This window comes from Alterinioella sp. B-7 (genome assembly GCF_056857775.1).
The window spans coordinates 28848-55763 of the sequence record NZ_JBSXNT010000036.1 but is presented as its reverse complement, the minus strand read 5'-3'; the positions used below and the strand labels follow the sequence as shown (position 1 = coordinate 55763).

The 26916-nt window shown below is 64.5% G+C and carries 23 protein-coding genes; 21 read left to right on the top strand and 2 right to left on the bottom strand.

Annotated features, from left to right (window positions below; translation table 11 throughout):
• The first annotated feature begins 3 nt into the window (after window positions 1–3).
• The 10 genes from AC13C7_RS13740 to AC13C7_RS13695 all read left to right on the top strand — a co-directional run bounded on the left by AC13C7_RS13740 (window position 4) and on the right by AC13C7_RS13695 (window position 13115).
• On the top strand, window positions 4–1413 hold the full coding sequence (locus tag AC13C7_RS13740; RefSeq protein ID WP_482867829.1) for an MFS transporter: 1410 nt from the start codon (window positions 4–6) through the stop codon (window positions 1411–1413).
• A 75-nt stretch (window positions 1414–1488) separates the two neighbouring features.
• A complete protein-coding gene (locus tag AC13C7_RS13735; RefSeq protein ID WP_172319493.1) occupies window positions 1489–3105 on the top strand; it encodes an MFS transporter in 1617 nt (538 codons plus the stop codon).
• A 70-nt stretch (window positions 3106–3175) separates the two neighbouring features.
• Complete coding sequence (locus AC13C7_RS13730) at window positions 3176–6904, top strand: nitrate reductase subunit alpha (RefSeq protein ID WP_482867828.1); 3729 nt, start codon at window positions 3176–3178, stop codon at window positions 6902–6904.
• Window positions 6901–8424 (top strand): nitrate reductase subunit beta, encoded by a 1524-nt coding sequence (narH, locus tag AC13C7_RS13725; RefSeq protein ID WP_482867827.1) that lies wholly within the window; start codon window positions 6901–6903, stop codon window positions 8422–8424. Before AC13C7_RS13730 ends, narH begins: the two co-directional genes overlap by 4 nt.
• Complete coding sequence (gene narJ / locus AC13C7_RS13720; protein ID WP_172319490.1) at window positions 8424–9140, top strand: nitrate reductase molybdenum cofactor assembly chaperone; 717 nt, start codon at window positions 8424–8426, stop codon at window positions 9138–9140. The genes narH and narJ overlap by 1 nt, the downstream gene beginning before the upstream one ends.
• Before the next feature lie 12 nt (window positions 9141–9152).
• The gene (gene narI, locus AC13C7_RS13715; protein WP_482867826.1) at window positions 9153–9875 is read left to right on the top strand and encodes a respiratory nitrate reductase subunit gamma; all 723 of its coding nucleotides are present in this window, start codon (window positions 9153–9155) and stop codon (window positions 9873–9875) included.
• A gap of 6 nt (window positions 9876–9881) precedes the next feature.
• Window positions 9882–10691, top strand: a complete 810-nt coding sequence (locus AC13C7_RS13710; protein ID WP_482867825.1) for a peptidylprolyl isomerase — start codon at window positions 9882–9884, stop codon at window positions 10689–10691.
• 9 nt (window positions 10692–10700) lie between these two features.
• Entirely contained in the window at window positions 10701–11318 is a 618-nt protein-coding gene (locus AC13C7_RS13705) for a carbonic anhydrase (protein WP_482867824.1), read from the top strand.
• The gene (locus tag AC13C7_RS13700; protein ID WP_482867823.1) at window positions 11315–12577 is read left to right on the top strand and encodes a molybdopterin molybdotransferase MoeA; all 1263 of its coding nucleotides are present in this window, start codon (window positions 11315–11317) and stop codon (window positions 12575–12577) included. Before AC13C7_RS13705 ends, AC13C7_RS13700 begins: the two co-directional genes overlap by 4 nt.
• A 19-nt stretch (window positions 12578–12596) precedes the next feature.
• On the top strand, window positions 12597–13115 hold the full coding sequence (locus AC13C7_RS13695) for a DUF2478 domain-containing protein (protein ID WP_482867822.1): 519 nt from the start codon (window positions 12597–12599) through the stop codon (window positions 13113–13115).
• A 2-nt stretch (window positions 13116–13117) separates the two neighbouring features.
• Here the strand turns inward: AC13C7_RS13695 and AC13C7_RS13690 are convergent, their stop codons facing one another.
• Window positions 13118–13771 carry a TetR/AcrR family transcriptional regulator gene (locus tag AC13C7_RS13690; protein WP_482867821.1) on the bottom strand — a complete coding sequence of 218 codons (654 nt, stop codon included), beginning with the start codon at window positions 13769–13771 and terminating at the stop codon, window positions 13118–13120.
• A 62-nt stretch (window positions 13772–13833) separates the two neighbouring features.
• Here AC13C7_RS13690 and AC13C7_RS13685 point away from each other — a divergent pair, with 62 nt between their 5' ends.
• From AC13C7_RS13685 to AC13C7_RS13670, 4 genes are read left to right on the top strand one after another with little or no spacing between them, the layout of a single operon-like run.
• Window positions 13834–15150 (top strand): flavin-containing monooxygenase, encoded by a 1317-nt coding sequence (locus AC13C7_RS13685; RefSeq protein WP_482867820.1) that lies wholly within the window; start codon window positions 13834–13836, stop codon window positions 15148–15150.
• Complete coding sequence (locus AC13C7_RS13680) at window positions 15147–16043, top strand: bile acid:sodium symporter family protein (RefSeq protein ID WP_482867819.1); 897 nt, start codon at window positions 15147–15149, stop codon at window positions 16041–16043. The genes AC13C7_RS13685 and AC13C7_RS13680 overlap by 4 nt, the downstream gene beginning before the upstream one ends.
• Window positions 16040–16969 (top strand): SDR family oxidoreductase, encoded by a 930-nt coding sequence (locus AC13C7_RS13675; protein WP_482867818.1) that lies wholly within the window; start codon window positions 16040–16042, stop codon window positions 16967–16969. The genes AC13C7_RS13680 and AC13C7_RS13675 overlap by 4 nt, the downstream gene beginning before the upstream one ends.
• Window positions 16966–17742, top strand: a complete 777-nt coding sequence (locus AC13C7_RS13670; RefSeq protein ID WP_482867817.1) for an SDR family NAD(P)-dependent oxidoreductase — start codon at window positions 16966–16968, stop codon at window positions 17740–17742. Before AC13C7_RS13675 ends, AC13C7_RS13670 begins: the two co-directional genes overlap by 4 nt.
• On the opposite strand, the gene xylB is transcribed toward AC13C7_RS13670, so the two are convergent.
• On the bottom strand, window positions 17739–19193 hold the full coding sequence (xylB, locus tag AC13C7_RS13665) for a xylulokinase (protein ID WP_482867816.1): 1455 nt from the start codon (window positions 19191–19193) through the stop codon (window positions 17739–17741). The two genes, AC13C7_RS13670 and xylB, sit on opposite strands and share 4 nt — an antisense overlap.
• A 133-nt stretch (window positions 19194–19326) precedes the next feature.
• Here xylB and AC13C7_RS13660 point away from each other — a divergent pair, with 133 nt between their 5' ends.
• The 7 genes from AC13C7_RS13660 (at window position 19327) to AC13C7_RS13630 (ending at window position 26904) form a co-directional block, all read left to right on the top strand.
• On the top strand, window positions 19327–20358 hold the full coding sequence (locus AC13C7_RS13660; RefSeq protein WP_172319479.1) for a LacI family DNA-binding transcriptional regulator: 1032 nt from the start codon (window positions 19327–19329) through the stop codon (window positions 20356–20358).
• Between the two features lie 97 nt (window positions 20359–20455).
• Entirely contained in the window at window positions 20456–21778 is a 1323-nt protein-coding gene (locus AC13C7_RS13655) for an ABC transporter substrate-binding protein (RefSeq protein WP_482867815.1), read from the top strand.
• A 125-nt stretch (window positions 21779–21903) separates the two neighbouring features.
• Window positions 21904–22770 carry a carbohydrate ABC transporter permease gene (locus tag AC13C7_RS13650; protein WP_172319477.1) on the top strand — a complete coding sequence of 289 codons (867 nt, stop codon included), beginning with the start codon at window positions 21904–21906 and terminating at the stop codon, window positions 22768–22770.
• A 14-nt stretch (window positions 22771–22784) separates the two neighbouring features.
• Window positions 22785–23615, top strand: coding sequence for a carbohydrate ABC transporter permease (locus tag AC13C7_RS13645; RefSeq protein WP_172319476.1), 831 nt, complete (start codon window positions 22785–22787; stop codon window positions 23613–23615).
• 12 nt (window positions 23616–23627) lie between these two features.
• Window positions 23628–24635, top strand: coding sequence for an ABC transporter ATP-binding protein (locus AC13C7_RS13640; RefSeq protein WP_172319475.1), 1008 nt, complete (start codon window positions 23628–23630; stop codon window positions 24633–24635).
• Window positions 24635–25408, top strand: a complete 774-nt coding sequence (locus tag AC13C7_RS13635; protein WP_482867814.1) for an L-iditol 2-dehydrogenase — start codon at window positions 24635–24637, stop codon at window positions 25406–25408. Before AC13C7_RS13640 ends, AC13C7_RS13635 begins: the two co-directional genes overlap by 1 nt.
• On the top strand, window positions 25408–26904 hold the full coding sequence (locus AC13C7_RS13630; RefSeq protein ID WP_482867813.1) for a mannitol dehydrogenase family protein: 1497 nt from the start codon (window positions 25408–25410) through the stop codon (window positions 26902–26904). The genes AC13C7_RS13635 and AC13C7_RS13630 overlap by 1 nt, the downstream gene beginning before the upstream one ends.
• Window positions 26905–26916: the final 12 nt, after the last annotated feature.

The window sequence follows — 26916 nt, the reverse complement described above, 5'->3', positions numbered from 1 at the left end:
TCGATGGAGCTGCAAAACAAGGCCACCAGTCTCTGGGGCAATTTCTTAAACGTGAAGATGGTGCAGATCAGAACCTTCCACATGACGTGGTTTGCGTTCTTTTCGTGCTTTTTCGCATGGTTCGGCATTGCGCCACTTATGTCTGTCGTGCGCGATGAACTGGCGCTGACACCCAACCAGATCGGTTGGGCGATCATCGGCTCGGTGTCGATGACAATCTTCGCGCGGCTGTTCATCGGCTGGCTCTGCGACCGGATCGGCCCCAGGAAATCCTATACCTGGCTGCTGATTCTGGGCTCGCTGCCGGTGATGGGCATTGGTCTGGCGCAAAGTTTCGAGACCTTCCTGCTGTTCCGCGTTCTTATCGGCGGCATCGGGGCCTCCTTTGTGATCACGCAATACCACACCTCGGTCATGTTCGCGCCGAACGTGGTGGGCCAGGCGAACGCCACATCGGCCGGTTGGGGTAACCTGGGTGGCGGTGTCACGCAGTTCGTCATGCCGCTGCTGTTCTCGGTCATGGTTGTCGGGTTCGGCTTTTCCGAGGCGGTCGGCTGGCGACTGTCGATGGTCGTTGTCGGTATCATCATCTTCCTGGTCGGGATCGCCTACTATTTCCTGACCCAGGACGCGCCCGACGGCAATTTCGACGATCTGCGCGCCCAGGGCCGCATGATCGAGAAAAAGAACGTCAACAAGAACTACAGGCAGGCGCTGCGCGACCCGAGGGTCTGGGTTCTGTTCGTCATCTACGGGGCCTCTTTCGGCATCGAGCTGACGGTCAACAACGTCGCCGCGCTCTACTTCATCGACTATTTCGACCTCACGCTGGTGACTGCCGGCCTGGTGGCCGCAAGCTTTGGCCTGATGAACCTCTTTGCCCGGACGCTCGGCGGCATTTTCGGGGACAATTTCGGGGCGCTCTGGGGCCTGCGGGGGCGGTCGTTCTGGCTCTTCATCTGCCTCCTGTTCGAGGGCATCGCGCTGATGATCTTCAGCCAGATGCAGGTGCTGTTCCTGGCCATTCCGTCGCTCATCGTGTTCTCGCTGTTCACCCAGATGGCCGAAGGGGCCACCTATTCGGTCGTGCCCTTCATCAACAAGAAGGCGCTTGGTGCCGTGGCCGGCGTGGTCGGCGCGGGCGGCAATGCGGGCGCGGTTCTGGCGGGGTTCCTGTTCAAGAACATGATCGACTGGTCCGAAGCCTTCTTCATCCTCGGCATCGTGGTGACCTGTGCCTCGTTCCTGGCCTTCTTCGTCCGCTTCTCGACCCGCCAGGAAGACGAGGAACGCGCCAACTTCGCCGCGGCCAATATCGAGACGCTGCGCCGCCGTGCCGAACGGGCCAATGCCGAGCTGGAGGAAGGCCTGATCGCGATCAGAAACCGCGATCAAGCGCCGCAGCCGCAATAAGCAACATCTCCCGCGCTTCGCCGCCGATCCCAGGCGGCGGGGCGTCACACACCCTAAAGAACGAGGAGACCACTCGTGGGACAAGACCTGAGAAACTACACACCGGATGATGAGTCCTATTGGGCGTCGACCGGCAAGGGGATTGCGAACCGCAACCTCTGGATTTCCATTCCATCGCTGCTCTGCGGCTTTGCCGTCTGGCTCTACTGGGGCATCATCACGGTCCAGATGATCAACCTGGGCTTTGCCTTCGAGCAATCACAGCTCTTTACCCTGACCGCGATCGCGGGTCTCGCCGGGGCGACCTTGCGTATCCCCTCGACCTTCTTCATCCGCATCGCTGGCGGGCGCAACACCATCGTCTTTACGACCGCGCTGCTGATCATCCCCGCTGTCCTGACGGGCTTTGCCCTGACCAACCCGGATACGCCGCTCTGGCAGTTCCAGGTTCTGGCGTTCCTGTCGGGTATCGGCGGCGGCAACTTCTCCTCCTCGATGTCCAACATCTCGTTCTTCTTCCCCAAGAAGATCCAGGGCTATGCACTTGGCATGAACGCCGGTCTGGGCAATTTCGGCGTGACCACGATGCAGATCGTGATCCCCCTTGTGATGACTTTCGGTTTGTTCGGCGGCGAGTCGATGACGCTGCAGAACACCTCGGGCACCTTCTTTGCCCGTATCCCCGCAGGATCCGAGACATACATTCAGAACGCAGGCTTCGTCTGGCTGCTTGCGCTGGTTCCGCTGGTCATCATCGGCTGGTTCGGAATGAACAACATCCGTGACGAACATGTCAGCCCGAACATCCCGAACCCGTTTGGGGCCTTTGGTATCATCACCGGCATGCTGCTGATCGGGTTTGCGACCTCTGTCCTTGGCATCTGGCTGATGCTTCCGGGCGTGGAAGGCGGCATGCCGTCCTCCGGTCTGGGCCTGTCGAAATGGCTCGTGCTGCCCATCGTGATCGCGCTGACCGTGTTGGGCCTCAAGCTGATCCCCGGTGCCGTCGGGCAGAACCTGTCGCGCCAGTACAAGATCTTCGGCAACAAGCACACCTGGGCAATGACCGTGATCTACACGATGACCTTCGGCAGCTTCATCGGCTATTCGGCGGCACTGGCGCTGACCATCAAGGTGGTCTTCGGCTTCCAGCATATCGAGATCGACGGTATCATGACGCATGACACCGCCAACCCCGATGGCCCATCCGCCCTGATGTTTGCCTGGATGGGGCCGTTCATCGGCGCGCTGATCCGTCCGATCGGCGGCATGATGGCCGACAAACTGGGCGGGGCGCGTGTGACGCAGTGGATTTCCATCGTGATGGTCGCCTCGGCGCTTGGCGTGGCCTATTTCATCCAGGCCGCCTATGCCTCGGCGACGCCGCAGGACTTCTTCCTGCCCTTCCTGATCCTGTTCCTGATCCTGTTCGCCGCCACCGGCATTGGCAACGGCTCGACCTTCCGCACGATCGCGGTTGCGTTCAACAAGGAGCAGGCCGGACCGGTCCTGGGCTGGACTGCCGCGGTTGCCGCCTATGGCGCGTTCATCATCCCGCAGATTTTCGGGGAGCAGATGAGCGCGGGCACGCCGGAATACGCCCTCTACGGGTTCGCGGCCTTCTACGTGCTCTGCATCGCCATCAACTGGTGGTTCTACCTGCGCCCGAACGCCTACATCAAGAACCCCTGATCCGACAGCGCCTGCCCGGAGCGCCGCTTCGGGCGGGCCCCACCACCCCACCCCTTAGGGAGCCAATGACATGAGCCACCTGCTCGACAGACTGAATTTCCTCCGCTCCGACACGGTCGAAAAGTTCTCGGACGGACATGGGCAGATGACCCGTGAAAACCGCGATTGGGAGGACACCTATCGCAACCGCTGGCGCCACGACAAAGTCGTGCGCTCGACCCATGGCGTGAACTGCACCGGGTCGTGCAGCTGGAAGATCTACGTCAAGTCCGGCATCGTCACCTGGGAAACGCAGCATACCGATTATCCGCGCACCCGGCCCGACCTGCCCAACCACGAACCGCGCGGCTGCGCCCGCGGCGCCTCCTATTCGTGGTATCTCTATTCCGCCAACCGGGTGAAGAACCCGCTTATCCGTGGCAAACTGATGAAGGTCTGGCGCAAGATGCGCGAGACGAAATCGCCGATCGAGGCCTGGACCGCGATCCAAGCCGATCCGATCCTGCGCCAGGGCTATGTCGAGACCCGCGGCAAGGGCGGCTTTGTGCGCGCCACCTGGGAAGAGGCAACCGAGATCGTCGCCGCCGCCAATTCCTATACCGCCAAGACCTATGGCCCCGACCGCATCTTCGGCTTCTCGCCGATCCCCGCGATGTCGATGATTTCCTATGCCGCGGGCTCGCGCTACCTGTCCCTGATGGGCGGCGTCTGCATGTCCTTCTACGACTGGTATTGCGACCTGCCGCCCGCCTCGCCCATGACCTGGGGCGAACAGACCGACGTGCCGGAATCGGCTGACTGGTATAACTCGGGCTACCTGCTGCTCTGGGGCTCGAACGTGCCGCAGACGCGGACGCCGGATGCGCATTTCTACACCGAGGCGCGCTACAAGGGCACCAAATCCGCCGTCGTCTGCCCCGACTATTCCGAGGCCGCCAAGTTCGGCGATGTCTGGCTGCCCGCCAAGCAGGGCACCGACGCGGCGCTGGCGATGGCGTTCGGCCACGTCATCCTGCGTGAATTCCACCTCGACCGTCAGGCCGAGTATTTCGAGGATTACTGCCGCAAATATTCCGACTTCCCGATGCTGGTGAAGCTGGAGGAGAAAGACGGCAGATACGTTCCGGGCCGCTTCCTGCGCGCCGACGATCTGGATGGCAAACTGGGCGAGGACAACAACCCGGAATGGAAGACCGTCGCGCTGGACGAGACTTCCGGCGACCTGGTCGCACCGAATGGCTCGGTCGGTTACCGGTGGGGCGAAGAGGGTGAATGGAACCTCGAGGAACGCGCCAAGGGGGCGGATACGCAGCTCAAGATGAGCCTGATCCTGGAAGAAGACCATGACGATGTCGTCGGCGTCGACTTCCCCTATTTCGGCGGCCAGGCGCATGAGCATTTCGCCACCGGCGCGGATCACCCCGATATCCTGACGCGCAACATCCCGGCCCGCAAGGTGACCACCGCCGAGGGCGAGACCCTGGTGACGACGGTGTTCGACCTCTTTTGCGCCAACTATGGCCTGGATCGCGGGCTTGGCGGCGACTGGGTGACGTCCGACTATGCCGACGAGATGCCGGGCACCCCGGCCTGGGCATCGCGCATCACCGGCGTGCCCGCCGACAAGATCATCCATGTCGCGCGTGAATTTGCGCAGAACGCCGAGGACACGCAGGGCAAGTCCATGGTCATCCTGGGGGCCGGTATCAACCACTGGTACCACATGGACATGAACTATCGCGGCATCATCAACATGCTGGTGATGTGCGGCTGCGTCGGCCAATCCGGCGGCGGTTGGGCGCATTACGTGGGCCAGGAGAAACTGCGCCCGCAGACCGGCTGGCTGCCGGTGGCCTTCGCGCTGGACTGGCACCGCCCGCCGCGTCACATGAACTCCACCAGCGCCTGGTATGCCCATACCGACCAGTGGCGCTACGAGACGCTGGAGGCCAAGGAGATCCTCAGCCCCACCGCGCCCGAAGGCGATTGGGACATCAACCTGATCGACTACAACATCCGGGCCGAGCGCATGGGCTGGCTGCCCTCCGCGCCGCAGCTCAAGACCAACCCGCTGGAGGTTGCCAAGGCGGCCAAGGCGTCCGGAAAGGCAATCCCGGAATATGTCACCGAGCAGCTGAAATCGGGCGAGTTGCAAATGGCCTGCGAAGACCCCGACGATCCGGCGAACTGGCCGCGCAACCTGTTTGTGTGGCGTTCCAACCTGCTTGGCTCGTCCGGCAAGGGGCATGAGTATTTCCTCAAGCACCTCCTGGGCACCAAGCATGGCGTCATGGGCAAGGACTTGGGCGAGGAAGGCGGGCAACTGCCCAAGGAGGCCAAGTGGCACGAGGAGGCCCCGCGCGGCAAGCTGGACCTTCTGGTGACCATCGACTTCCGCATGTCCACCACCTGCGTCTATTCCGACATCGTTCTGCCGACCGCGTCCTGGTACGAAAAGGACGACATGAACACCTCGGACATGCACCCGTTCATCCACCCGCTTCAGGCGGCGGTCGATCCGGCGTATGAATCCAAGTCGGACTGGGAAATCTTCAAGGCGATTGCCAAGAAGGTGCAGGAGGTCGCGCCGGAAATCCTGGGCGAGGAGACCGACATCGTCGCGCTTCCGATCCTGCACGACACCCCTGCCGAGATCGCGCAGGACCAGGTCAAGGACTGGAAGAAGGGCGAATGCGACCTGATCCCCGGCAAGACCGCGCCGAACTTCATCGCGGTCGAGCGGGATTACACCAAGATCTACGACCGTTTCACCGCGCTTGGGCCGCTCATGGACAAGCTCGGCAATGGCGGCAAGGGCATCTCGTGGAACACGCAAAGCGAGGTGGACAATCTTGGCGATCTGAATGGCCGCCAGCTTGACGGCTCGGCCGAGGGTCGACCGAAGATGGAAAGCGCGCTCGATGCCTGCGAAGCGGTGCTGATGCTGGCGCCTGAAACCAACGGTGAAGTGGCCGTCAAGGCCTGGCACGCGCTGGAGAAGGCCACGGGTCGCGAACATGCGCACCTGGCCGAAGGCGAGCATCACAACAAGATCCGCTTCCGGGACATCGCGGCGCAGCCCCGCAAGATCATCTCCAGCCCCACCTGGTCGGGGATTGAATCCGAGAAGGTCAGCTACAACGCGGGCTACACCAACGTGCATGAGCTGATCCCGTGGCGGACCCTGACGGGGCGTCAGCAGCTCTACCAGGATCACCTGTGGATGCGCGCATTCGGCGAAGGCTTGATGAGCTACCGGCCCCCGGTGGACCTCAAGACCATCAACAAGGACGTGCTGGACGAAGGCGACAGCCTGTTCCTGAACTTCATCACGCCGCACCAGAAATGGGGCATTCACTCGACCTATACCGACAACCTGCTGATGTTGACGCTGAACAGGGGCGGGCCGGTCGTCTGGATCTCCGAGGTGGACGCGCAGAAGGTGGGCATCGTCGATAACGACTGGATCGAGCTTTACAACGTGAACGGGGCGCTGACGGCCCGGGCGGTTGTGTCCCAGCGGATCAAGGAAGGCTCGACCTTCATGTATCACGCGCAGGAGAAGATCGTGAACACGCCGGGCAGTGAAAAGACCGGCAATCGCGGTGGCATCCACAACTCGGTCACCCGCGCCACGCTGAAGCCCACGCATATGATCGGCGGCTACGCCCATCAGGCCTACGGCTTCAACTACTACGGCACGGTCGGGTCGAACCGCGATGAATATGTCGTGGTCCGCAAAATGAAGAACGTCGACTGGCTCGACAATGAAGCAACCCCCACGGAGGCAGCAGAATGAAAGTCCGCGCTCAAATCGGCATGGTGCTGAACCTCGATAAATGCATCGGGTGCCACACCTGCTCCGTTACCTGCAAGAACGTCTGGACCAGCCGCGACGGAGTCGAATACGCCTGGTTCAACAACGTCGAGTCCAAGCCGGGCCTTGGCTATCCCACCGATTGGGAGAACCAGGCCCGCTGGAACGGCGGCTGGGAACGGACCCGCGCCGGCAAGTTGCAGCCCAAGCAGGGCAACAAGTGGCGTATCCTGTCCAACATCTTCGGCAACCCGGACCTGCCCGAGATCGACGATTACTATGAGCCGTTCGATTTCGACTACGACCACCTGAAATCCGCCCCCGAGGGCGCGGCGTTTCCGACCGCCCGGCCCCGGTCGCGGATCTCGGGCGAGCGGATGCAGAAGATCGAGAAAGGCCCCAACTGGGAGGAAATCCTGGGCGGGGAGTTCGAGAAGCGCAGCAAGGATTACAATTTCGAAGGCATCCAGAAGCAGATGTATGGAGAGTATGAAAATACCTTCATGATGTATCTGCCGCGGCTGTGCGAACATTGCCTCAACCCGACCTGTGCGGCCTCCTGCCCCTCTGGCGCGATCTACAAGCGCGAGGAGGACGGCATCGTGCTGATCGACCAGGAGAAATGCCGCGGCTGGCGGATGTGCGTCTCGGGCTGCCCCTACAAGAAGGTCTATTACAACTGGGAAACCGGCAAATCCGAGAAATGCACCCTGTGCTATCCCCGGATCGAAAGCGGCAACCCGACCGTCTGTTCGGAAACCTGCGTCGGTCGAATCCGGTATCTCGGCGTCATCCTCTACGATGCCGACCGGATCGAGGAAGCGGCGAACGCGCATGAAACGAGCGACCTCTACGAGGCACAACTGAGCGTCTTCCTGGACCCCAAGGACCCCGAAGTGATCGCCGCGGCGAAGCGTGACGGCATCCCGCAGGACTGGATCAAGGCCGCGCAGCAAAGCCCGATCTGGAAGATGGCGATGGAGTGGAAGGTCGCCTTCCCGCTGCATCCCGAATACCGGACGCTGCCGATGGTGTGGTATATCCCGCCGCTTTCCCCGATCCAGAACGCCGCCGAGGCGGGCGCGATCAGCTCCAAGAACGGGATGCCGGATGTGCGCAACCTGCGGATTCCGGTCAAGTATCTGGCCAACATGCTGACGGCGGGCGAAGAAGCCCCGGTTGTCACCGCGCTGGAACGGATGCTGGCGATGCGCTCCTACATGCGGTCCAAGACCGTCGAGGGCGTCATCGACGAAGGCATCGCGGAAAGCGTCGGCCTGAATGGCCGCATGATCGAGGACATGTACAAGATCATGGCGCTGGCCGATTACGAGGATCGTTTCGTCATCCCGACGACGCACCGCGAACATGTCGAGGAAGCCTATGACCTGCGCGGCGGCTGCGGCTTTACCGACAGCAATGGCTGCTCCACCGGCAACAAGGGCGGATCGCTCTTCGGCGGCGGCAAGAAACCCCTGAAGATGCCGACGGAGGCGAGGTAATGACCCTGCAATTGCAAGACCGCACCTTGAAGGCATTGTCGCTGATCCTGAGCTATCCCACCCGGGAGCTTCAGGCAGCCATGCCCGAGATCGCCGGCACGCTGATGGCGGAAAGCCGTCTGACCGCCGCCGCCCGCCGGGATCTGAGCCCCTTGCTGGAGGAATTGGCGCAGCGTGACATCTACGAGTTGGAGGAGCAGTTCGTGATGCTCTTCGACCGCTCGCGCACGCTGTCGCTCAACCTCTTCGAGCATGTCCATGGCGAAAGCCGGGACCGGGGCGGCGCGATGGTTTCGCTGGTGGAAACCTACCGCGCGGCGGGGTTCGACCCCGCCACGCCCGAACTGCCCGATCACCTGCCCGTATTGTTGGAATTCCTGGCCACGCAACCCTTCGTCGAGGCCAGGGAAACTCTGGCGGACGCGGCCCATATCTTCGAGGCGCTCGCCACCCGGCTTGACCGGCGCGAAAGTCCTTATGGTGCCGTGTTCGCCGCTCTTTTCCAGCTATCGGGTGCCAGGGCGAACGACGAGGCACTGGCGGAACTGCTGGAGCAGCCCGACGACGACCCCGAGGATCTGGAGGCGCTGGACGAGGTCTGGGAGGAAAGCGAAGTGCGCTTCGGCCCCGACCCCAACGCAGGCTGTCCGCAGGTTCGCGACATGCTGTCGAAAATGGACATGCCCGTCCGTAACGCGCCCCACGCGGCCGAATAGGGAGTAATGGAAATGTTTGCAAACTTCAGTATCGACTTCTTCATCTTCGGGATCATGCCCTATATCGCGCTCACCGTGCTGATCGTGGGCTCGATCGCGCGCTACGAGCGCGACCCTTTCACCTGGAAATCCTCCTCCAGCCAGCTCTTGCGGCGCAAGCAGCTGATCCTGGGCTCGGTCCTCTTCCATGTCGGTATCATCACGGTGTTTTTCGGCCACCTGTTGGGCCTCTTCACCCCGGTCTGGGTGCTGGACGCGTTGGGAATCCCCTACGCGGTGAAACAGTGGATGGCCGTGCTGATCGGCGGCATCGCCGGCGCCGTGGCGCTTGTCGGCGCGACAATCCTGCTGCACCGCCGGTTGACCGACAGCCGCATCCGGATGAACTCCAGCTTCTCCGATATCGGCATCATGGTGCTGATCTGGCTGCAATTGCTGATCGGCCTGGGCACGATCACCCTGACGCTGCGCCATATGGACGGGGTCGAGATGGTCACCTTCATGAACTGGTCGCAAAGCGTGATCTTGCTCAACATCAACGCCTGGCTGGACGTGGCCAACGTGCATTGGCTCTACAAAGTGCATATCTTCCTGGGCCTGCTGATCACCATCCTGTTCCCGTTCACGCGGCTTGTGCATATGGTGTCGGGCTTCGCTGCTCCGTTCCGTTACCTTTTCCGCTCGGGCTATCAGATCGTGCGGACACGCCGCGCCCCTGCGGCCCGGTCGGAGTAAGCTGCCATGAATGCTGCACTCTTCCCCGACCTGGTGGTCAATGGCGAAACCGTCCCCCACGCCGTGGTGGCCGCCGAGACCCAGAACCACACCGGCCCCAAGGGCAAGCCCGGCATCGCCTGGCGCAAGGCCGCCAATGCCGTCGCGATCCGCACCCTGCTGTTGCAGGAGGCGGCCCGCCGGGGCATCGCGCCCGAGCCCGCCGAAGTGGGCCCGGGCCGGTTCGAGACCGAGGAGGAGGCCCTGATCCGGGGCCTTCTCGATACCGCCATCGACGCGCAGGCCCCCTCCGAGGACGCCATCCGCGCCGAATGGCTGAAAGACCCGTCGCGCTTCCGCGCACCGCCGCTTTGGGAGGTGTCGCATATCCTGGTGGCCTGTGATCCGCGCGACGAGGCGGGCCGCGAAAAGGCGCTGACCAAGGCACGGGCCCTGACCGCCGCGGCACTGGACGCGCCCAAGGGGTTTTACAAGCTGGCCGGTGAGGAAAGCGATTGCGGCTCGAAATCCGCGGGCGGTGCCCTGGGCCAGCTTGGCCCCGGCGACACCGTGCCGGAATTCGAGGCCGCCCTGCGCGAGATGGCCGAACACGAGATCACGGCGGACCCCGTCCTGACCCGTCACGGCTATCACATCATCCGCCTCGATGGCTTGGCCAAGGGGGCGGTCTTGCCCTTCGACGCCGTCAAGCCGCGCATCGCCGAGGCGATGGAGAAGGCCGCTTGGGCCCGCGCCGCCAAGGATTTCGTCGCCGGTCTGGTGTCCGAAGCCGAGATCAAGGGCGCGGACCTGAAGAACCCGGAAATGGCGGGCTAGGCGGGCGCGATGCTGAGCGATCTTCTGCAACGCAACCGAGACTGGGCCGAGGGCCGGAGCGCGGCGGAGCCGGAGTTCTTCGCCCGCCTCGCCGTGCAGCAGGTGCCGGAGTTCTTCTGGATCGGCTGTTCCGACAGCCGGGTCTCGGCCAATGTCGTGGCAGGTCTGGATCCGGGCGAGGTCTTCGTGCATCGCAATGTCGCCAATGTGGTGCATTCCTCCGACCTCAACCTGCTCAGCGCGCTGGAGTTTGCGGTCGATGCGCTCAAGGTCCGCGAAATCGTCGTCTGCGGTCATCACGGCTGCGGCGGCGTCAAGGCGGCGACCGAGGAGATCGCTCATGGGCTGGCCGATCACTGGCTGGAACCGATCCGCCGCCTTGGCCGCGCCTACGCCCTGGACCTGGCGCGGCTGGACAGCGCCGAGGCACGGCGCGACAAGCTGGCCGAGTTGAATGTCGTCGAGGGCGTGCGAAGGGTGGCCGAAACGCCGATCCTGCAAGCGGCCTGGAAACGTGGCGAGGATGTCCGCGTGCATGGCCTGATCTATGGGCTGAAAGACGGGCGCCTGCGCGATCTGCAATGCAGCGTCGCACGCCCACGAAACGTGACGGAGACCGAAACATGACCGTGATCGCCCGACTGGACGCGCCCGGCTGCGGCTGCGACGCCGCGCAGGGACTGGCCAGCATCGACCAGGCGCTGGAGCGCATCCGCGCCCTGCCCCGCCGGAAAGATACCGAAGACGTGCCGCTGGCCAAGGCCATGGGCCGCGTGCTGGCCCGCCCGGTGACCGCGCGCGCCAATGTGCCGCCTTTCGCCTCTTCCGCGATGGATGGCTATGCGCTCTGCGCGGGCGACCTGATCGGCGATGGCCCCTGGGTCTTGCCGGTCTCGGCCCGGATCGCGGCGGGCGACGATGCCCGTGCCCCGCTGCCCCCCGGCCATGCCGCGCGCATCTTCACCGGCGGCGCGGTGCCCGGCGGGGCCGATTGCGTGGTGATGCAGGAGGCGGTCACCGCCCATCCCGGTCGCATCGAGATCCGCCCCCGGCCCTCCCCCGGCCAGAACGTCAGGGCCGTCTCCGATGACATGGGACAAGGCGACGTGATCCTGCCCGCCGGGCGGCGCCTGACCGCCCGCGACATCGCCGCCGCCGCCGCATCGGGGCGCGCGTCGGTGACCGTGACGAAGGCGCTGCGGGTCGCGCTGCTGCTGACGGGCAACGAGATCGTTCCGCAGCGCCAGGACCTCGCCCCCGGTCAGATCTGGGACGTGAACGGCCCGATGATGATCGCGATGCTGACCCGCCCGGATGTCGAGATCACCGCCCGTGCCGTGGCCGAGGATGACGCCGACGCGCTGACCGCGCAGATCGCCGCGCTGGCCGATATGGCCGATCTTCTGATCACCAGCGGCGGCATTTCCGTGGGCGATACCGATCTGGTCAAGCCCTCGCTGCTGGCGCTTGGCGGCACGATCCACCTTTCCGGCGTCGCGATCAAACCGGGCAAGCCGGTTTCGGTCGGCACGCTCGGGCGCACTGCATGGCTCGGGCTGCCGGGCAATCCGGTTTCGGCCCATGTGATCTGGCAGGTCTTCGGAACCGCCCTGCTGGACCACCTGACCGGCAGGCAGCCCGTCACCGCGCGCCGCCACGCGGTCCTTGCCGATCCGCTGGAGCACAAGCCGGGCCGCTGTGAGATGCGCCCCGCCCTGTTGGCCGGACATGACGCCAATGGCCGCGAGATGGTCCGGTTCGAGGGGCAAACCCATTCCGCCCGTGTCGCCACGCTGGCCCGCGCCGACGGGCTGATCCTGATCCCGGCAGAGGCCGACCAGATGCGCGCGGGCGACCTGGTCGAATTCCTGCCCTTCGAGACCTGATGAGAAAGCGAGAGAGATAATGAACATAGCCTATGTCATGGCCGAGGGGCGCGGTGATACCGACCTGCTGCTGGCCGATCTTGCCGACCGCCTGATCGCCGGGGGCGCGCGCCTGTGCGGCACCGTCCAGATCAACACCGACCGGCCCGACACGCATCGCTGTGACATGGATGTGCGGGTCTTGCCGGACGGGCCGACCTTGCGGATCTCGCAGAACCTGGGCGCAGCGGCGCGGGGATGTCGGCTGGACCCTGCCGCGCTGGAAACGGCGGTCGCGCGGGCCGAGGCACGACTGGCGCAGGGCGCGGATATGCTGATCATCAACAAGTTCGGCAAGCACGAGGCCGAAGGGCGCGGGTTTCGGGGCGCCATCGCCGAGGCCGCAGCACGGGGCATTCCGGTTCTGGTCGGGTTGAACAGCCTGAATGCCGAGGCGTTTCACGCCTTCACCGCCGGTCTGGCCGTGCAGATCCCGGCAGATTTAGACGAGTTGATGATCTGGGCATTTGCAGAAGTGGAGCCTCGCGTCGCGGCGTGATCCTATCGGGTCAGCCTCCCGGCCATGCCCGCCGCGCAGAACCGGATCAGGCGGTCGACCTGGTCGGCCTCGGACCCGACCGATCCGCCAAGGGCTGCGATCCGGTCGCCGGAGGTCAGGAGCGCCAGCATCGCCGAGACCGAGAACACGAACCCTTCGGCCACCTGCTGGGGTGAGACCCCCGGCATCAGCTTGCGCATTTCGGCAATGAAGATTGCCGCCGTCGGATCGAAATGGCGCGCCGAGACCTCGCGCCACCTGTCATCGACCGAGACATAGGCCACCAGCCGCGCGTAATCGCGCCACCGCCCATCCTGTGCCGACAGCGCGAAGAAGGGGCGGATAAAAGCCTCCAGCACGGTTTCGAGGGTCAGGTTTTCCTTGATCCGCTCCAGCATGGCCAGGCGCGCATCCGACAAGGCTTCGGCCCGGCGCGCCACGGTTCGCTGAAACAGCACCTCCTTGCCGCCGCCGTGATGGTGGATCGTGCCGACCGGTTCGCCTGCCTCCGCCGCGATGTCGCGAATCGTGGCGCCGTCGAAACCGCGCTGCGCAAACACCCGTTCCGCCGCGTCAAACACACGGTCCCGCGTCGCCAGCGCCCGCTTGGACGGCGCTCTTTTGCGTTCGGACACCGTGGATTGGGCTGTCATCATGGATTTCATCTTGCCTTGTTTTGAACAGTTGTTCAACTTAAGCGCAGGAACGGAGGACGATAATGACAAACGCGCGCGAACGCTTCGCCCTGATCGGGGCGGGGCCGATGGGTTTGGCGGCGGCCAAGCTGCTGTCCCGGCATGGCATCGGGTTTCAGGGGTTCGAGCTGAACTCAGGTGTGGGCGGATTGTGGGACATCGAAGGCCCCCGATCGACCATGTACGAAACGGCGCATCTGATCTCATCGCGCAAGATGACCGAGTTCACCGATTTCCCGATGCGTGAGGATGTGGCCGAATACCCCTCGCACCGCGAGATGAAGCGCTATTTCGAGGAGTTCGCCGAGGCGTTCGACCTGAACCGGCATTACCGGTTCGGGGCCGAGGTTCTGTCCTGCACGCCGCTTGGATCACCTGGCGACGGCTGGCGTGTGACCTGGCGCGACGCGGACGGCACGCATGAGGAGGACTTCGCGGGCCTCCTCATTGCCAATGGCACGCTCAGCACGCCCAACATGCCGACGTTCAAGGGCAATTTCGACGGCGAATTGATCCATGCCGCCGACTACCGCCATCCGCGCCAGTTCGACGGCAAGCGCGTGCTGGTGATCGGCGCGGGCAATTCCGGCTGCGACATCGCGGTGGACGCGATCCATCACGGGGTGTCGTGCGACCTCTCGATGCGGCGGGGCTATCATTTCGTGCCGAAATACGTCTTCGGCAGGCCCGCCGACACCTTGGGCGGTGCGATCCGGCTGCCGATGGCGCTGAAACGGCTCGTCGATGGCACGATGCTGAAATGGTTCGTGGGCGACCCGCAGAAATACGGGTTCCCCAAGCCCGACCACAAGCTCTATGAAAGTCACCCCGTGGTCAATTCGCTGGTGCTGTATCATGCGGGCCATGGCGACATCTCGATCCGGCCCGATATCGACCGGTTCGATGGGCAGACCGTCCATTTCAACGATGGCACCAGCGCCGAGTATGACATGATCCTGGCCGCGACCGGCTACAAGCTGGATTACCCGTTCATCGACGACGGGTTGCTCAACTGGCAGGGTGATGCGCCACATCTCTTCCTCAACGCCATGCACCCGAAGCGCGATGACCTCTTCCTCCTCGGCATGGTCGAGGCCACGGGCCTCGGCTGGCAGGGGCGCCACGACCAGGCGGAAATGGTGGTGCGCTATATCAAGGGGCTGCGCGAGGGCACGCCCGAGGCACGGGAGTTGCAGCAGGCAAAAGCGCAGGAGTTCGACCGCGCGACGGGGGGCATGAATTACCTCGACCTGCCGCGCATGGCCTATTACGTCGACAAGGCGACCTATCTCAAGGCCGTGCGAGGCTGGATCCGCAAGCTGAAAGGCAACCGCGCATGATTGACGAGGCGGTTCTGAATTTCTCGGCCGGGTCGTTGACCCTGCTCAACGCGATCCTGGCCATCGTCATGTTCTCGATCGCAATCGACCTGACCGCGCGCGATTTCAAGCTGCTGGCGAAGGCCCCGAAACCGCTGATCGTGGGCCTCGCCTCGCAATTCCTGCTGCTGCCCGCGCTGACTTTCCTGCTGGTGCTGGCCACGACGCCGCGCGCCTCGGTGGCGTTGGGGTTGATCCTTGTCGCGGCCTGTCCGGGCGGCAATATCTCGAACTTCATCACCCATCGGGCCGGGGGCAATGCCGCCCTGTCAGTGTCGATGACCGCCTTCGCCACTGTCGGCGCCATCCTGCTGACCCCGCTCAACATCGCGTTCTGGGGCAGCCTCTATGAACCCTCCGCCGAGATCCTGCGCGCCACCTCGATCGACCCCGTGCGCATCGCGATTACCGTGGGCCTGATGCTGGTCCTGCCGTTGATCCTGGGGGTGACGCTGAACACCGGGCGGCCCGATCTGACGCGCCGGTTGCGCAGGCCGCTGCAATGGGTGTCGATGGCGATTTTCGTGGCCTTCATCGCGCTGGCCCTCGCCGCGAACTGGGCCCTTTTCCTGGCCTTCGCGGGCGGCATTGCCGGGTTGGTCATCGCGCATAATTCGCTGGCCCTTGCGGGGGGGTACGCGCTGGCCAGCCTCGCGGGGCTGTCGCCCTTCGACCGCCGCGCCGTGACCATCGAGACCGGGATCCAGAACTCAGGGCTCGGCCTTGTCCTGATCTTCGGTTTTTTTGGCGGGCTCGGCGGCATGGCAATCGTCGCCGCGTTCTGGGGCATCTGGCACGCGATTTCCGGGCTGGCACTGGCCAGCGTGATGGCCCGCACCCCGGTCGCGCCATGACCCGCATCCTGATCACCGGCGGCGCGGGCATGGTGGGACGGGCGCTGGCCGATGCGTTGCCGCGCGAGGACATCCTGGTCACCGACCTCGCCCGCGTGGGCCTGCCCGAAGGCGTGCGGTTCCGGCGCATGGACGTGACCGGCCCCGATCCTGATACCGTCATCGGCGACGAGAAACCGGATGTCGTGGTCCACCTCGCCTCCATCGTGACGCCACCGCCGGGGATGACCCGCGACCGGGCCTTCGCGGTCGATGTGACCGGCACGCGCAACGTGCTGGCGGCCTGCATCGCGCATCGGGTAACGCGGCTGGTCGTCACCAGTTCCGGCGCGGCCTATGGCTATCACGCCGACAACCCCGTGCCCCTGACCGAGGATGCGCCCTGCCGCGGCAATCCCGAGTTCGCCTATGCCGACCACAAGGCCCGCGTCGAGGCGATGCTGGCGGACGCGCGCCGCGATCATCCGGGGCTGGAACAGGTCGTGCTGCGCGTCGGCACCGTGCTTGGGGCGGGGACCGACAACCAGATCACCGCTCTGTTCCGGCGCAGGTGGCTTCTGGCGGTCCGGGGCAGCGACAGCCCCTTCGTCTTCATCTGGACCCGTGACCTGGCCCGGATCGTCGAACGCGCCGCGACGGGCGCCCCGGCGGGGGTCTACAATGTCGCGGGGGATGGCTGGATGACGGTCGATGACATTGCGCGCGCGCTGGGCAAGCCGGTTCTCCGCCTGCCGGCGTCGGCCCTGAAACTGGCGCTGGCGGTGGCGCATCCCCTCGGCCTGTCGCGCTATGGGCCGGAGCAGGTGAGGTTCCTGCAATACCGGCCCGTACTGGACAATCAGCGGCTCAAGCAGGTGTTCGGCTACACGCCCGAACTGTCCTCGGCCCAGGTCTTCGATCTCTGGCGGCTGGAGGCGAACCCATGAGAACGGCCGTCATTTCAGGGGGTAATGGCGGCCTTGGACGGGCAATGGCGGCACGGCTGGAGGCCGGGGGCTGGCACTGCGTCTTGATGGATGTCGACACTGGCGGGTTGGAGGATACGGAAACCCGGACGCCGGTGGCCGTCGACCTCACCGATGGGCAGGCTTTGGCGCGGGCGGCGGATCGGATCATCGCCGCGCGCCCCTCGATCGACATGGTGATCTACAATGCGGGCGTGTCGCAGATCGGCCCCTTCGCCGAGGCCGACGCCGCAAGCCACCGGCGCGTGTTCGAGATCAACTATTTTGCCGCGGTGGAGCTGGCCCGCGCGTTCCTGCACCCGATCCGGGCAAGCCGGGGCACCCATCTGGCGATCTCATCCGTCGCGGGCTTTGCGCCGCTCTATGGCCGCACCGCCTATGCCGCATCGAAACATGCGATGCAGGGGTTTTTCGGGTCGCTGCGATCCGAGGAAGCGGCGTTCGGCGTGCGCTGCCTGATCGCGGCCCCGAGTTTCGTGGCGACAAATCTGGGCAATGCGGGGTGCGGCGAGGATGGTATCCAGCGGCCAGGCTCGGCCACTGACGGTGTGGATTACATGTCGGCAGAGGCCGCCGCCGAAACCATCCTGCGCGGGGTCGAGCGGGGGCAGGAGTTCATCCCCGTGGGCCGCGTGGCCCGTCTTGCCGCGCTGATCTCGCGCGCGTCGCCGGGGCTGTACCAGCGCCTGATGCGGCGCAGGATCGCGGCAGACATTTCCAAACCACAGCGTTAGGTCCACCGGCCTGCCGCCTGCACGCCGCGCAGGGCCGGGTAGAGCGCGCGGAACCCCGCCAACCGCGCCTGCAACTGGTCCTTGTCGGCGCTCTGCGGTTCAAACCACCTGGCGACCTCGGGCTTGGTCATCACATCGCGCATGGCCCGCCCGCTTTCTGCCACGCAGGCAAGCCGCGCCGCGCCAAGCGCGGGCCCGACCCCGGACGCGCCGCTTCTGCCGATCCGGCAATCCATGACGGTGGCGATGGTCTGCATCAGGAAATCGCTCTTGGTGCCGCCGCCAATGGCCAGCAGCGTGCCAGGCTCCGTGCCCCCGCGCCGCAACGCATCTGAGGCATCGGCAAGGGTGAATGCAATCGCCTCGACCACCGCGCGCATCAACCCGCCCGGTGTCGTGGTCTCGCCCAGGCCCGAGAATCCGGCCCGGATCGTCGAATCGCCATGCGGCGTGCGTTCGCCGGTCAGATAGGGCAGGAAGATCGGCCCCGCCTCCGCCACCTCGGCCTCGGCCAGCAGGTCGGCGATGGGTCGGCCCAGAAGGTTGGCCAGCCACGCCATCGGGCGTGCCCCGTTCAGCATCGCGGCCATCTGGAACCACAGCCCCGGCACCGTATGCGCATAGGCATGGATCAGGTTGTCGGTGTTCGGGCGATAGTCCGGCGTCGTCACGAAAAGCTGCCCCGAGGTGCCGAGCGAGATGAACCCGTCCCCCGCCCCGATAGCACCGATCCCCACGGCGCCCGCCGCGATATCGCCACCTCCGACCGCCACGGGAATGCCCGCGGGCAGCCCGAGCGCTAGGGCGGCATCGGTCCGCAACTCCCCCGCCACCTTGGTGCCATAGGCGATCTCGGGCAACCAGGCCGGGTCCGTCGCGCTGACCGCGCAGATCTTCTCCGACCATTGCCGGGTGCGCTGGTCCAGCCAGGAGGTGCCCGCCGCATCGGTCGGATCGGTGACATAGCGCCCATGCAGGCGGAGGCCCAGATAATCCTTGGGCAGCAGGATATGGGCGATGCGGGCATGTGCCTTAGGCTCATGCCGGGCCAGCCAAAGCAGCTTGGGCGCGGTGAAGCCCGCCATCGGGGTAATGCCCGCGATCTCGCCCGCCTCGGGTTCCGCCGCGATCATGTCGGCGCTTTCCTTCGTGGCGCGGGCGTCGTTCCACAGCATCACGGGCCGCACCGGCTGCCCCTGCCCGTCCAGCACAACCGCCCCGTGCATCTGCCCCGACAGCCCGATGGCGCGCACCTCGTGGCGCAACGCCGATGGAAGCGACTGCACGGCGGTGCAGCAGGCGTCCCACCAGGACAGGCAATCCTGCTCGCTGGCACCATCGAAGGGATGGCTTGTGGCAAGCGGGGCGGTGGCCGTTTCCGACACGGTGCCATCCGGGCGCATGAGGCAGACCTTTACCCCGGAGGTTCCCAAGTCTATGCCCAGATACATTCCAGTCCCCTTGCCGCGACGGTCGCGGCTCTCGAATAAAACTTTACTCGCGTAATGTTTTTCAGGTTAACTGGGCAAGACGCAAGCCCCGTTCACCCGGCTTGCACAGGAACATGGACCAGGAAGCCACGGGATGCCCGAAAAAAAGATACGGAATATGGAGGAGTTCGCCGCCGTCAGCGGCTTGTCGCGTCCCACCGTATCCAAGTATTTCAACGATCCCGACAGCGTCCGGGCCACGACACGCAAACGAATCGAGGCCGCGCTGGAGCGCCACGAATACCGCCCGAACATCTACGCGGTGAACCAGAACCGGCGTCTGACCAAGAATATCGGCATCGTGGTTCCCTACCTGGCGGATCCCTTCTTTGCCGAGATCGCGCGCAGCATCGAGATGCTGGTGATCGAGGCCGGGTTCCGGCCCATCCTGCTCGGCTCGCACGGGGATCGCGGGCAAGAGATCGACAACCTGGAAAGCCTGCGCTCGATCAAGCCCGCCGGTGTCCTGCTGGCACCGCTTGGCCGGATCTCGGACCGGTCCGCGATTGAGAGCTTTTGCAAGGCGGTTCCCACCGTTCTATTTGACAGCAACATGGAGGGGACAGGCGCCGCCTTCATCGGATCGGACAATGTCAGTTTCGTCGATCAGACCGTCGATTACCTCTGCCGCACCGGCACCCCGCCCTGTTTTTTCGAGATGAAAACCCCTGCCAACCCGAATGCCAACAAGCGGCGGCTGGCCTATATCGCGGCGATGGAACGCGCGGGGCTGGACCCGCAGGTGATCAAGATCGACGGCGAGGGCTGGCGCTTCGAGGAGATCGGCCACAAGGGCACGCATGACGTGATCGCATCCGGCGGCTTCCCGTCCGACACGGTGCTGTGCAGCAACGACCGGCTCGCGATCGGCCTTCTGGCGGCCTGTTACGAGCACGGCCTGCGCGTGGGGCGCGGCGATGGCTGCGCGATGCGCGTCGCCAGCCATGACGATCATCCCTATTCGCGCTTCACCTGCCCTTCGCTGACCACGGCGGCGCATGATTACGCGGAAGTGTCCGGGCGCAGCGTCGATACGCTGTTTGAACTGATCGAAAGCGGCGGGCGATTCGATCAGCGGCGCGAAACCCTGTTCGCGGCGCGATTGATCTTGCGGGATTCGGCCTGATTCATCAGTAAATTTTACGCGCGTAAAATATTTTGTTGACTCGGAGTAACATTCTGGACATCTTGCCTGCGATCACATCCAAACAGGGAGGAATAGGATGTTCTTCAAGGCAGCACTACGCACATCCACTGCTCTTGCGCTCTGCGTATCGGCAACTGCGGCATTCGCTGAAAGCCACGCGCCCACCATCACCATCGCCACCGTGAACAACGGCGACATGATCCGGATGCAGGGCTACACCGACCAGTTCACCGAAGAGACCGGCATCAATGTCGAATGGGTCACGCTGGAGGAAAACGTCCTTCGTCAGCGCGTGACGACCGACATCACCACCAATGGCGGCCAGTTCGACATCATGACCATCGGCATGTACGAGACCCCGATCTGGGGTGCCAATGGCTGGCTCGTTCCGCTGGACGGCCTGTCGGAAGAATACAATGTCGACGACCTGCTTCCCGCGATGCGCGCGGGCCTCAGCCATGACGGCACACTCTACGCCGCCCCGTTCTACGGCGAAAGCTCGATGATCATGTACCGCACCGACCTGATGGAGGCGGCCGGTCTGGAAATGCCCGAGGCACCAACCTGGCAGTTCATCCGCGAGGCCGCCGCGGCCATGGATGATCCCGAAAACGGCGTCAACGGCATCTGCCTGCGCGGCAAGCCCGGTTGGGGCGAAGGCGGTGCCTTCATCACCGTCACCGGCAACTCGTTCGGCGCACGCTGGTTCGACGAGGACTGGAACGCCCAGTTCGACCAGCCGGAATGGGCCGAGGCGCTCAACTTCTTCGTCAACCTGATGAACGACTACGGGCCGGACGGGTATGAGAACAACGGTTTCACCGAGAATCTCAACCTCTTCAACCAGGGCCTCTGCGGCATGTGGATCGACGCCACCGTCGCGGCGTCCTTCGTGACCAACCCGGAAGATTCCACCGTCGCCGACAGCGTCGGGTTTGCACTGGCCCCCAATTCCGAAGGCGTCGATCGCCGGGCGAACTGGCTCTGGGCCTGGGCGCTGGCGATCCCCGCCGGCACGCAGCAGGAAGACGCCGCGATGCAGTTCATCGAATGGGCAACCTCGACCGACTATATCGAGCTGGTGGCCGAGAACGAAGGTTGGGCCAATGTGCCTCCGGGTGCGCGCACCTCGCTCTATGAGAACCCGAACTACCAGGATGTGCCCTTTGCACAGATGACGCTGGACTCGATCCTTGCGGCCGATCCGACCAACCCGACCGTGGACCCCGTTCCTTACGTCGGCATCCAGTTCGTGGCGATCCCGGAATTCGCGGGTATCGCGACCGAGGTGAGCCAGGAATTCGCGGCCGCCTATGCCGGTCAGATCTCGGTCGAAGAGGCCCTGGAAAACGCCCAGGCCATCACCAACGAAGCGATGGAAGCGGCCGGCTACCGCTAAGCCGCCCCTCTCAACGATCCCGGAAGGCAGCGCGCGCCGTTGCCTTCCGGCCCCAAAGCCCCGCATCTTTCCCCCTGAACACGGTTTCCAACGGGCCTAGCGCCTGACCGCAGAGGATTTGTCCCATGGCGACACAGCATTCCCGATCAGCCGCCCGAGTCATGATGGCCCCCGCCGTCTTCCTGCTCCTCGTCTGGATGCTCGTGCCCCTGTCCATGACCGTGTGGTTCTCGCTCAGAAGCTACCTGCCCCTGCGTGGCGGCGACCAGGGCTTCGTCGGGCTTGAGAATTTCGTCCGTTTCGTCTCGTCCAGCGCCTTCTGGCCGTCCATCGTCACCACGCTGATGATCGTCGGCGGTGCGCTGCTGATCTCGATCGTCTTCGGCATCCTTCTGGCGATCCTCCTGGACCAGCCGATGTGGGGACAGGGCGTTGTCCGCATCCTGGTCATCGCGCCCTTCTTCGTCATGCCGACGGTCTCCGCGCTGGTCTGGAAGAACATGTTCATGGATCCCGTGAACGGTCTCTTCGCCCATCTATGGCGATTCTTCGGGGCCGACCCGGTGGTCTGGCTCAGCGAGATGCCGATCTTCGCGCTTGTCGTGATCGTGTCCTGGCAATGGCTGCCTTTCGCGACCCTGATCCTGCTGACCGCGATCCAGTCGCTGGACGGAGAACAGATGGAAGCCGCCGAGATGGATGGCGCCGGGCCGCTGTCGCGCTTTTTCTACCTGACCCTGCCGCATCTGAGCCGCGCCATCACCATCGTGATCCTGATCCAGACGATCTTTCTTCTGGCCGTCTTCGCCGAAATCTTCGTGACCACCGGCGGCGCCTTCGGAACCCGGACCCTGACCTACCTGATCTACCAGCGCGTGCTGGAAAGCCAGAATGTCGGACTGGGCAGCGCGGGCGGCGTCTACGCCATCATCCTTGCCAACATCATTGCGCTCTTCCTGATGCGCATCGTCGGCAAGAACCTGGATCGTTGAGGAGGAGCTGAACCATGGCACGCGCTGTCACATCCCGACGCAAGGCCCTGAACACCACACTCGCGTGGCTTGTCGGGTTCCTGATCTTCTTCCCGATCCTCTGGACGATCCTGACATCGTTCAAGACCGAGGCGGATGCCATCGCCAACCCCCCCGTCTTCCTGTTCTTCGACTGGACACTGGAAAACTACGAGGTGGTGCAGGAGCGGTCGAACTACATGCGGTTCCTGTGGAACTCGATCTTCATCGCGGGCGGCTCGACCATCCTGGGCCTCCTCGTCGCGATCCCCGCCGCCTGGTCAATGGCCTTCGTTCCGTCGCGCCGCACCAAGGACATCCTGCTGTGGATGCTCTCGACCAAGATGCTGCCCGCGGTCGGCGTGCTCTACCCGATCTACCTGCTCTGCATCCAGCTTGGGGTGCTGGACAATCGCTATGCCCTGGTCGTGATCCTGATGCTGATCAACCTGCCGATCATCGTCTGGATGCTCTACACCTATTTCCGCGAAATTCCCGGCGAGATCCTGGAAGCCGCGCGGATGGACGGCGCATCCCTGAAGGACGAGCTGCTCTATGTGCTGACGCCGATGGCCATTCCGGGCATCGCCTCGACCCTGCTGCTGAATTTCATCCTCGCCTGGAACGAGGCGTTCTGGACCCTCAACCTGACCGCCGTGGATGCCGCGCCCCTGACCGCGTTCATCGCCAGCTATTCCAGCCCCGAGGGCCTGTTCTTCGCAAAACTCAGTGCCGCCTCGACAATGGCCATCGCACCGATCCTCATCCTTGGCTGGTTCAGCCAGAAACAACTTGTCCGTGGCCTGACATTCGGCGCGGTGAAATGAACGGAGGGCCCCATGGGACGCATTACACTCGATAAGGTCGAGAAGAGCTTTGGCGACGTATCCGTCATCCCGCCGCTCGACCTGACCATCAATGACGGCGAATTCGTTGTCTTCGTCGGCCCCTCGGGCTGCGGCAAATCCACCCTTCTGCGGCTGATCGCGGGGCTGGAGGACGTCTCCGGCGGTGTGATCAGCATCGACGGAAACGATGCCACGCGCGTGCCGCCCGCCAAGCGCGGCCTGGCGATGGTGTTCCAGTCCTACGCGCTCTATCCGCATATGTCGGTGCGCAAGAACATCGCCTTTCCGATGCGCATGGCGGGCATGGACAAGGCCGAGCAGGACCGCCGCATCGAAGGCGCGGCGGCGGCGCTGAACCTGACCGATTACCTGGACCGGCGTCCTGGCCAATTGTCGGGCGGCCAGCGCCAGCGCGTCGCCATCGGTCGGGCCATCGTGCGCGAACCGGCGGCGTTCCTCTTCGATGAGCCGCTGTCGAACCTCGATGCCGCCCTGCGCCACGGCATGCGGCTTGAAATCAGCGAACTGCATGAGCGGCTGAAGACGACGATGATCTACGTCACGCATGACCAGGTCGAGGCGATGACCATGGCCGACAAGATCGTGGTCCTGCAGGCCGGTGTGATCGAACAGGTCGGCAGCCCGCTGGAGCTGTATCATTCGCCGCAGAACCTCTTTGTGGCCGGCTTCATCGGCAGCCCCAAGATGAATTTCTTCTCCGGCGCGGATGCCGCCGAGCACGATGCCCACACCATCGGCATCCGGCCCGAACACCTGACGGTCTCGACCACCGAGGGGCGCTGGAAAGGCACCGTCGGCGTCGCCGAACACCTCGGCTCGGACACGTTCATTCACGTCCATCCCGAGGGCGATCCGGCGGCCACGCTGACCGTGCGCGTCGGTGGCGAGTTTGTGGCCAGCCATGGCGACACCGTCCATATCTCGCCGCTGCACGCGGACCGGATCCACAGGTTCGACGCCGAGGGGCTGCGGATCTGATGGGCCGCCTGCGAGGAAAATCAGCCCTGATCACCGGTGCCGCGCGCGGGATCGGGCTGGCTTTCGCCCAGGCCTATGCGGCGGAGGGGGCCAAGGTCGCCCTCGCCGATATCGACATCGAGCGCGCCAGCAAGGCCGCACGGGACATCGGCGATGCGGCCATCGCGGTCGAGATGGACGTGACCCAGCAGGCAAGCATCGAGGCCGCTGTGGCCGAGACGGTGGACCGGTTCGGGCAGGTCGACATCCTGATCAACAACGCCGCGATCTTCACCGCCGCGCCGATTGTCGAGATCGAGCGCGCCGATTTCGACGCGGCGTTCAAGATCAACGTGGCGGGAACGCTTTTCACCTTGCAGGCCGTCGCCCGGCACATGATCGCGCGCGGGGGCGGCGGTCGGATCATCAACATGGCCAGCCAGGCGGGCCGCCGGGGTGAGCCGCTGGTCGCCGTCTATTGCGCCTCGAAGGCCGCGATCATCAGCCTTACGCAATCCGCCGGGCTGGACCTGATCCGGCACGGGATCAACGTGAACGCCATTTCGCCGGGTGTCGTCGATGGCGAGCATTGGGACGGCGTCGATGCCTTCTTTGCCAAGCATGAAGGCAAGGCACCGGGGCAGAAGAAACGCGAGGTCGGCGCGGCTGTTCCCTTCGGTCGCATGGGCACAGCCCACGACCTGACCGGGATGGCGGTGTTCCTCGCCTCGGACGAGGCCGAATACATCGTCGCGCAAACCTACAACGTCGATGGCGGCAATTGGATGAGCTAATGACAGTTTCAGTTTCAGACCCCCTTCCGCTGTCCGACGCGACGCTGGACCGCCTGCCCGCCGATATCGCCAGACCGGTCTATGACCGCGCGGCGCTGACCCCCGGCATGGTTCATATCGGCCTGGGCAATTTCCACCGCGCGCACCAGGCCTGGTATCTGCACCGGCTGATGCAGTTGGGCGCGGCGCGGGATTGGGCGATCCTGGGGGCCGGTGTCCGCTCCTATGACGCGGCCATGCGCAAGAAGCTGCTGGCGCAGGATTGCCTGACCACGCTGATCGAATTGTCGCCCGACAGCCGATCGGCGGAAGTGACCGGCGCGATGATCGACTACCTGCCGATCGAGGAGGGCAATGCCAGCCTGATCCGCGCCATGGCCGACCCCGCGATCCGTATCGTGGCGCTGACCGTGACCGAGGGCGGCTACCATATCGACCCGGCCACCGGCGGGCTGGACACGGGCCATGCCGATATCCGGCATGACGCGCAGAACCCCGACCGGCCGCGCACCGCCTTCGGCGCGATGGTCGCCGCATTGCGCCAGCGTCGCGCGGAAGGGCACGGCCCCTTCACCGGCATGAGCTGCGACAACCTGCGCGGCAACGGGGATATCCTGCGTCAGGCCGTCGTCGGGCTGGCCCGGTTGAGCGATCCCGACCTTGCCGGTTGGATCGACAGCGAGGGCGCCTTCCCGAACTCGATGGTGGATTGCATCGTGCCCGCCACCGGCCCCGCCGAACGCGCGCTGGCGCGCGACCTCGGCATCGCGGACGAAGTGCCGGTCACGCATGAAAACTACCGCCAATGGGTGCTTGAGGATGCGTTCTGCGCGGGCCGCCCCGACTGGGACAGGGTCGGCGCGACCCTCACCGCAGATGTGCATTCCTACGAGATGATGAAGATCCGCATTCTCAATGCCGGCCACCAGGTTCTGGCCAATGCGGGCGAGCTTCTGTCCCAGGGCACCATCGCCGATTGCATGGCGCATCCCGTCATCCGCGCCTTCTTCCGCAAGGTGCAGAGCGAAGAGATCCTGCCCTATATCGACCCGGTGCCGGACATGACGCCGGACCAGTATCTTGACCTGATCGAAAGCCGCTTCGCCAACCCTGCGATCCGCGACACGACGCGCCGGGTGGCCTTTGACGGCTCCTCGCGCCATCCCGGCTTTGTCCTGCCGATCCTGCACGATGCACTGGCGGCGGGCGGGCCTGTCGACGGACTGGCCCTGGTCGAGGCGCTATGGGCGCGCATGTGCGCCGGTCAGCGCGAGGACGGCACGGTGATCGAGCCGAACGACCCGTTTTGGGCGGACTTGCACCAGACGGCTAACGCGGCCAAGACCCGCCCCCTCGCCTGGCTGGAGCAATCCGGCATATACGCGGATACCGCCGCCGATCCGGCCTTCTCAGCCGCCTTCGTACGCTGGATTACGCTGATCTGGCAGGACGGGACCGAGGCGGCATTGGCAGCCTATATCGGCGGCAAACGGTAGGTTTCGACGCAG

Bases quoted from the DNA above. Each gene is read 5' to 3' on its own strand.
- AC13C7_RS13630 (WP_482867813.1), top strand. From the start codon at position 25,408: ATGACAGTTTCAGTTTCAGACCCCCTTCCGCTGTCCGACGCGACGCTG.
- AC13C7_RS13645 (WP_172319476.1), top strand. From the start codon at position 22,785: ATGGCACGCGCTGTCACATCCCGACGCAAGGCCCTGAACACCACACTC.
- AC13C7_RS13730 (WP_482867828.1), top strand. From the start codon at position 3,176: ATGAGCCACCTGCTCGACAGACTGAATTTCCTCCGCTCCGACACGGTC.
- AC13C7_RS13670 (WP_482867817.1), top strand. From the start codon at position 16,966: ATGAGAACGGCCGTCATTTCAGGGGGTAATGGCGGCCTTGGACGGGCA.
- AC13C7_RS13685 (WP_482867820.1), top strand. From the start codon at position 13,834: ATGACAAACGCGCGCGAACGCTTCGCCCTGATCGGGGCGGGGCCGATG.
- AC13C7_RS13680 (WP_482867819.1), top strand. From the start codon at position 15,147: ATGATTGACGAGGCGGTTCTGAATTTCTCGGCCGGGTCGTTGACCCTG.
- AC13C7_RS13690 (WP_482867821.1), bottom strand. From the start codon at position 13,771: ATGATGACAGCCCAATCCACGGTGTCCGAACGCAAAAGAGCGCCGTCC.
- AC13C7_RS13700 (WP_482867823.1), top strand. From the start codon at position 11,315: ATGACCGTGATCGCCCGACTGGACGCGCCCGGCTGCGGCTGCGACGCC.
- AC13C7_RS13660 (WP_172319479.1), top strand. From the start codon at position 19,327: ATGCCCGAAAAAAAGATACGGAATATGGAGGAGTTCGCCGCCGTCAGC.
- xylB (WP_482867816.1), bottom strand. From the start codon at position 19,193: ATGTATCTGGGCATAGACTTGGGAACCTCCGGGGTAAAGGTCTGCCTC.
- AC13C7_RS13705 (WP_482867824.1), top strand. From the start codon at position 10,701: ATGCTGAGCGATCTTCTGCAACGCAACCGAGACTGGGCCGAGGGCCGG.
- AC13C7_RS13635 (WP_482867814.1), top strand. From the start codon at position 24,635: ATGGGCCGCCTGCGAGGAAAATCAGCCCTGATCACCGGTGCCGCGCGC.
- AC13C7_RS13675 (WP_482867818.1), top strand. From the start codon at position 16,040: ATGACCCGCATCCTGATCACCGGCGGCGCGGGCATGGTGGGACGGGCG.
- AC13C7_RS13640 (WP_172319475.1), top strand. From the start codon at position 23,628: ATGGGACGCATTACACTCGATAAGGTCGAGAAGAGCTTTGGCGACGTA.
- narI (WP_482867826.1), top strand. From the start codon at position 9,153: ATGTTTGCAAACTTCAGTATCGACTTCTTCATCTTCGGGATCATGCCC.
- AC13C7_RS13710 (WP_482867825.1), top strand. From the start codon at position 9,882: ATGAATGCTGCACTCTTCCCCGACCTGGTGGTCAATGGCGAAACCGTC.
- narJ (WP_172319490.1), top strand. From the start codon at position 8,424: ATGACCCTGCAATTGCAAGACCGCACCTTGAAGGCATTGTCGCTGATC.
- AC13C7_RS13695 (WP_482867822.1), top strand. From the start codon at position 12,597: ATGAACATAGCCTATGTCATGGCCGAGGGGCGCGGTGATACCGACCTG.
- AC13C7_RS13650 (WP_172319477.1), top strand. From the start codon at position 21,904: ATGGCGACACAGCATTCCCGATCAGCCGCCCGAGTCATGATGGCCCCC.
- AC13C7_RS13655 (WP_482867815.1), top strand. From the start codon at position 20,456: ATGTTCTTCAAGGCAGCACTACGCACATCCACTGCTCTTGCGCTCTGC.
- narH (WP_482867827.1), top strand. From the start codon at position 6,901: ATGAAAGTCCGCGCTCAAATCGGCATGGTGCTGAACCTCGATAAATGC.
- AC13C7_RS13740 (WP_482867829.1), top strand. From the start codon at position 4: ATGGAGCTGCAAAACAAGGCCACCAGTCTCTGGGGCAATTTCTTAAAC.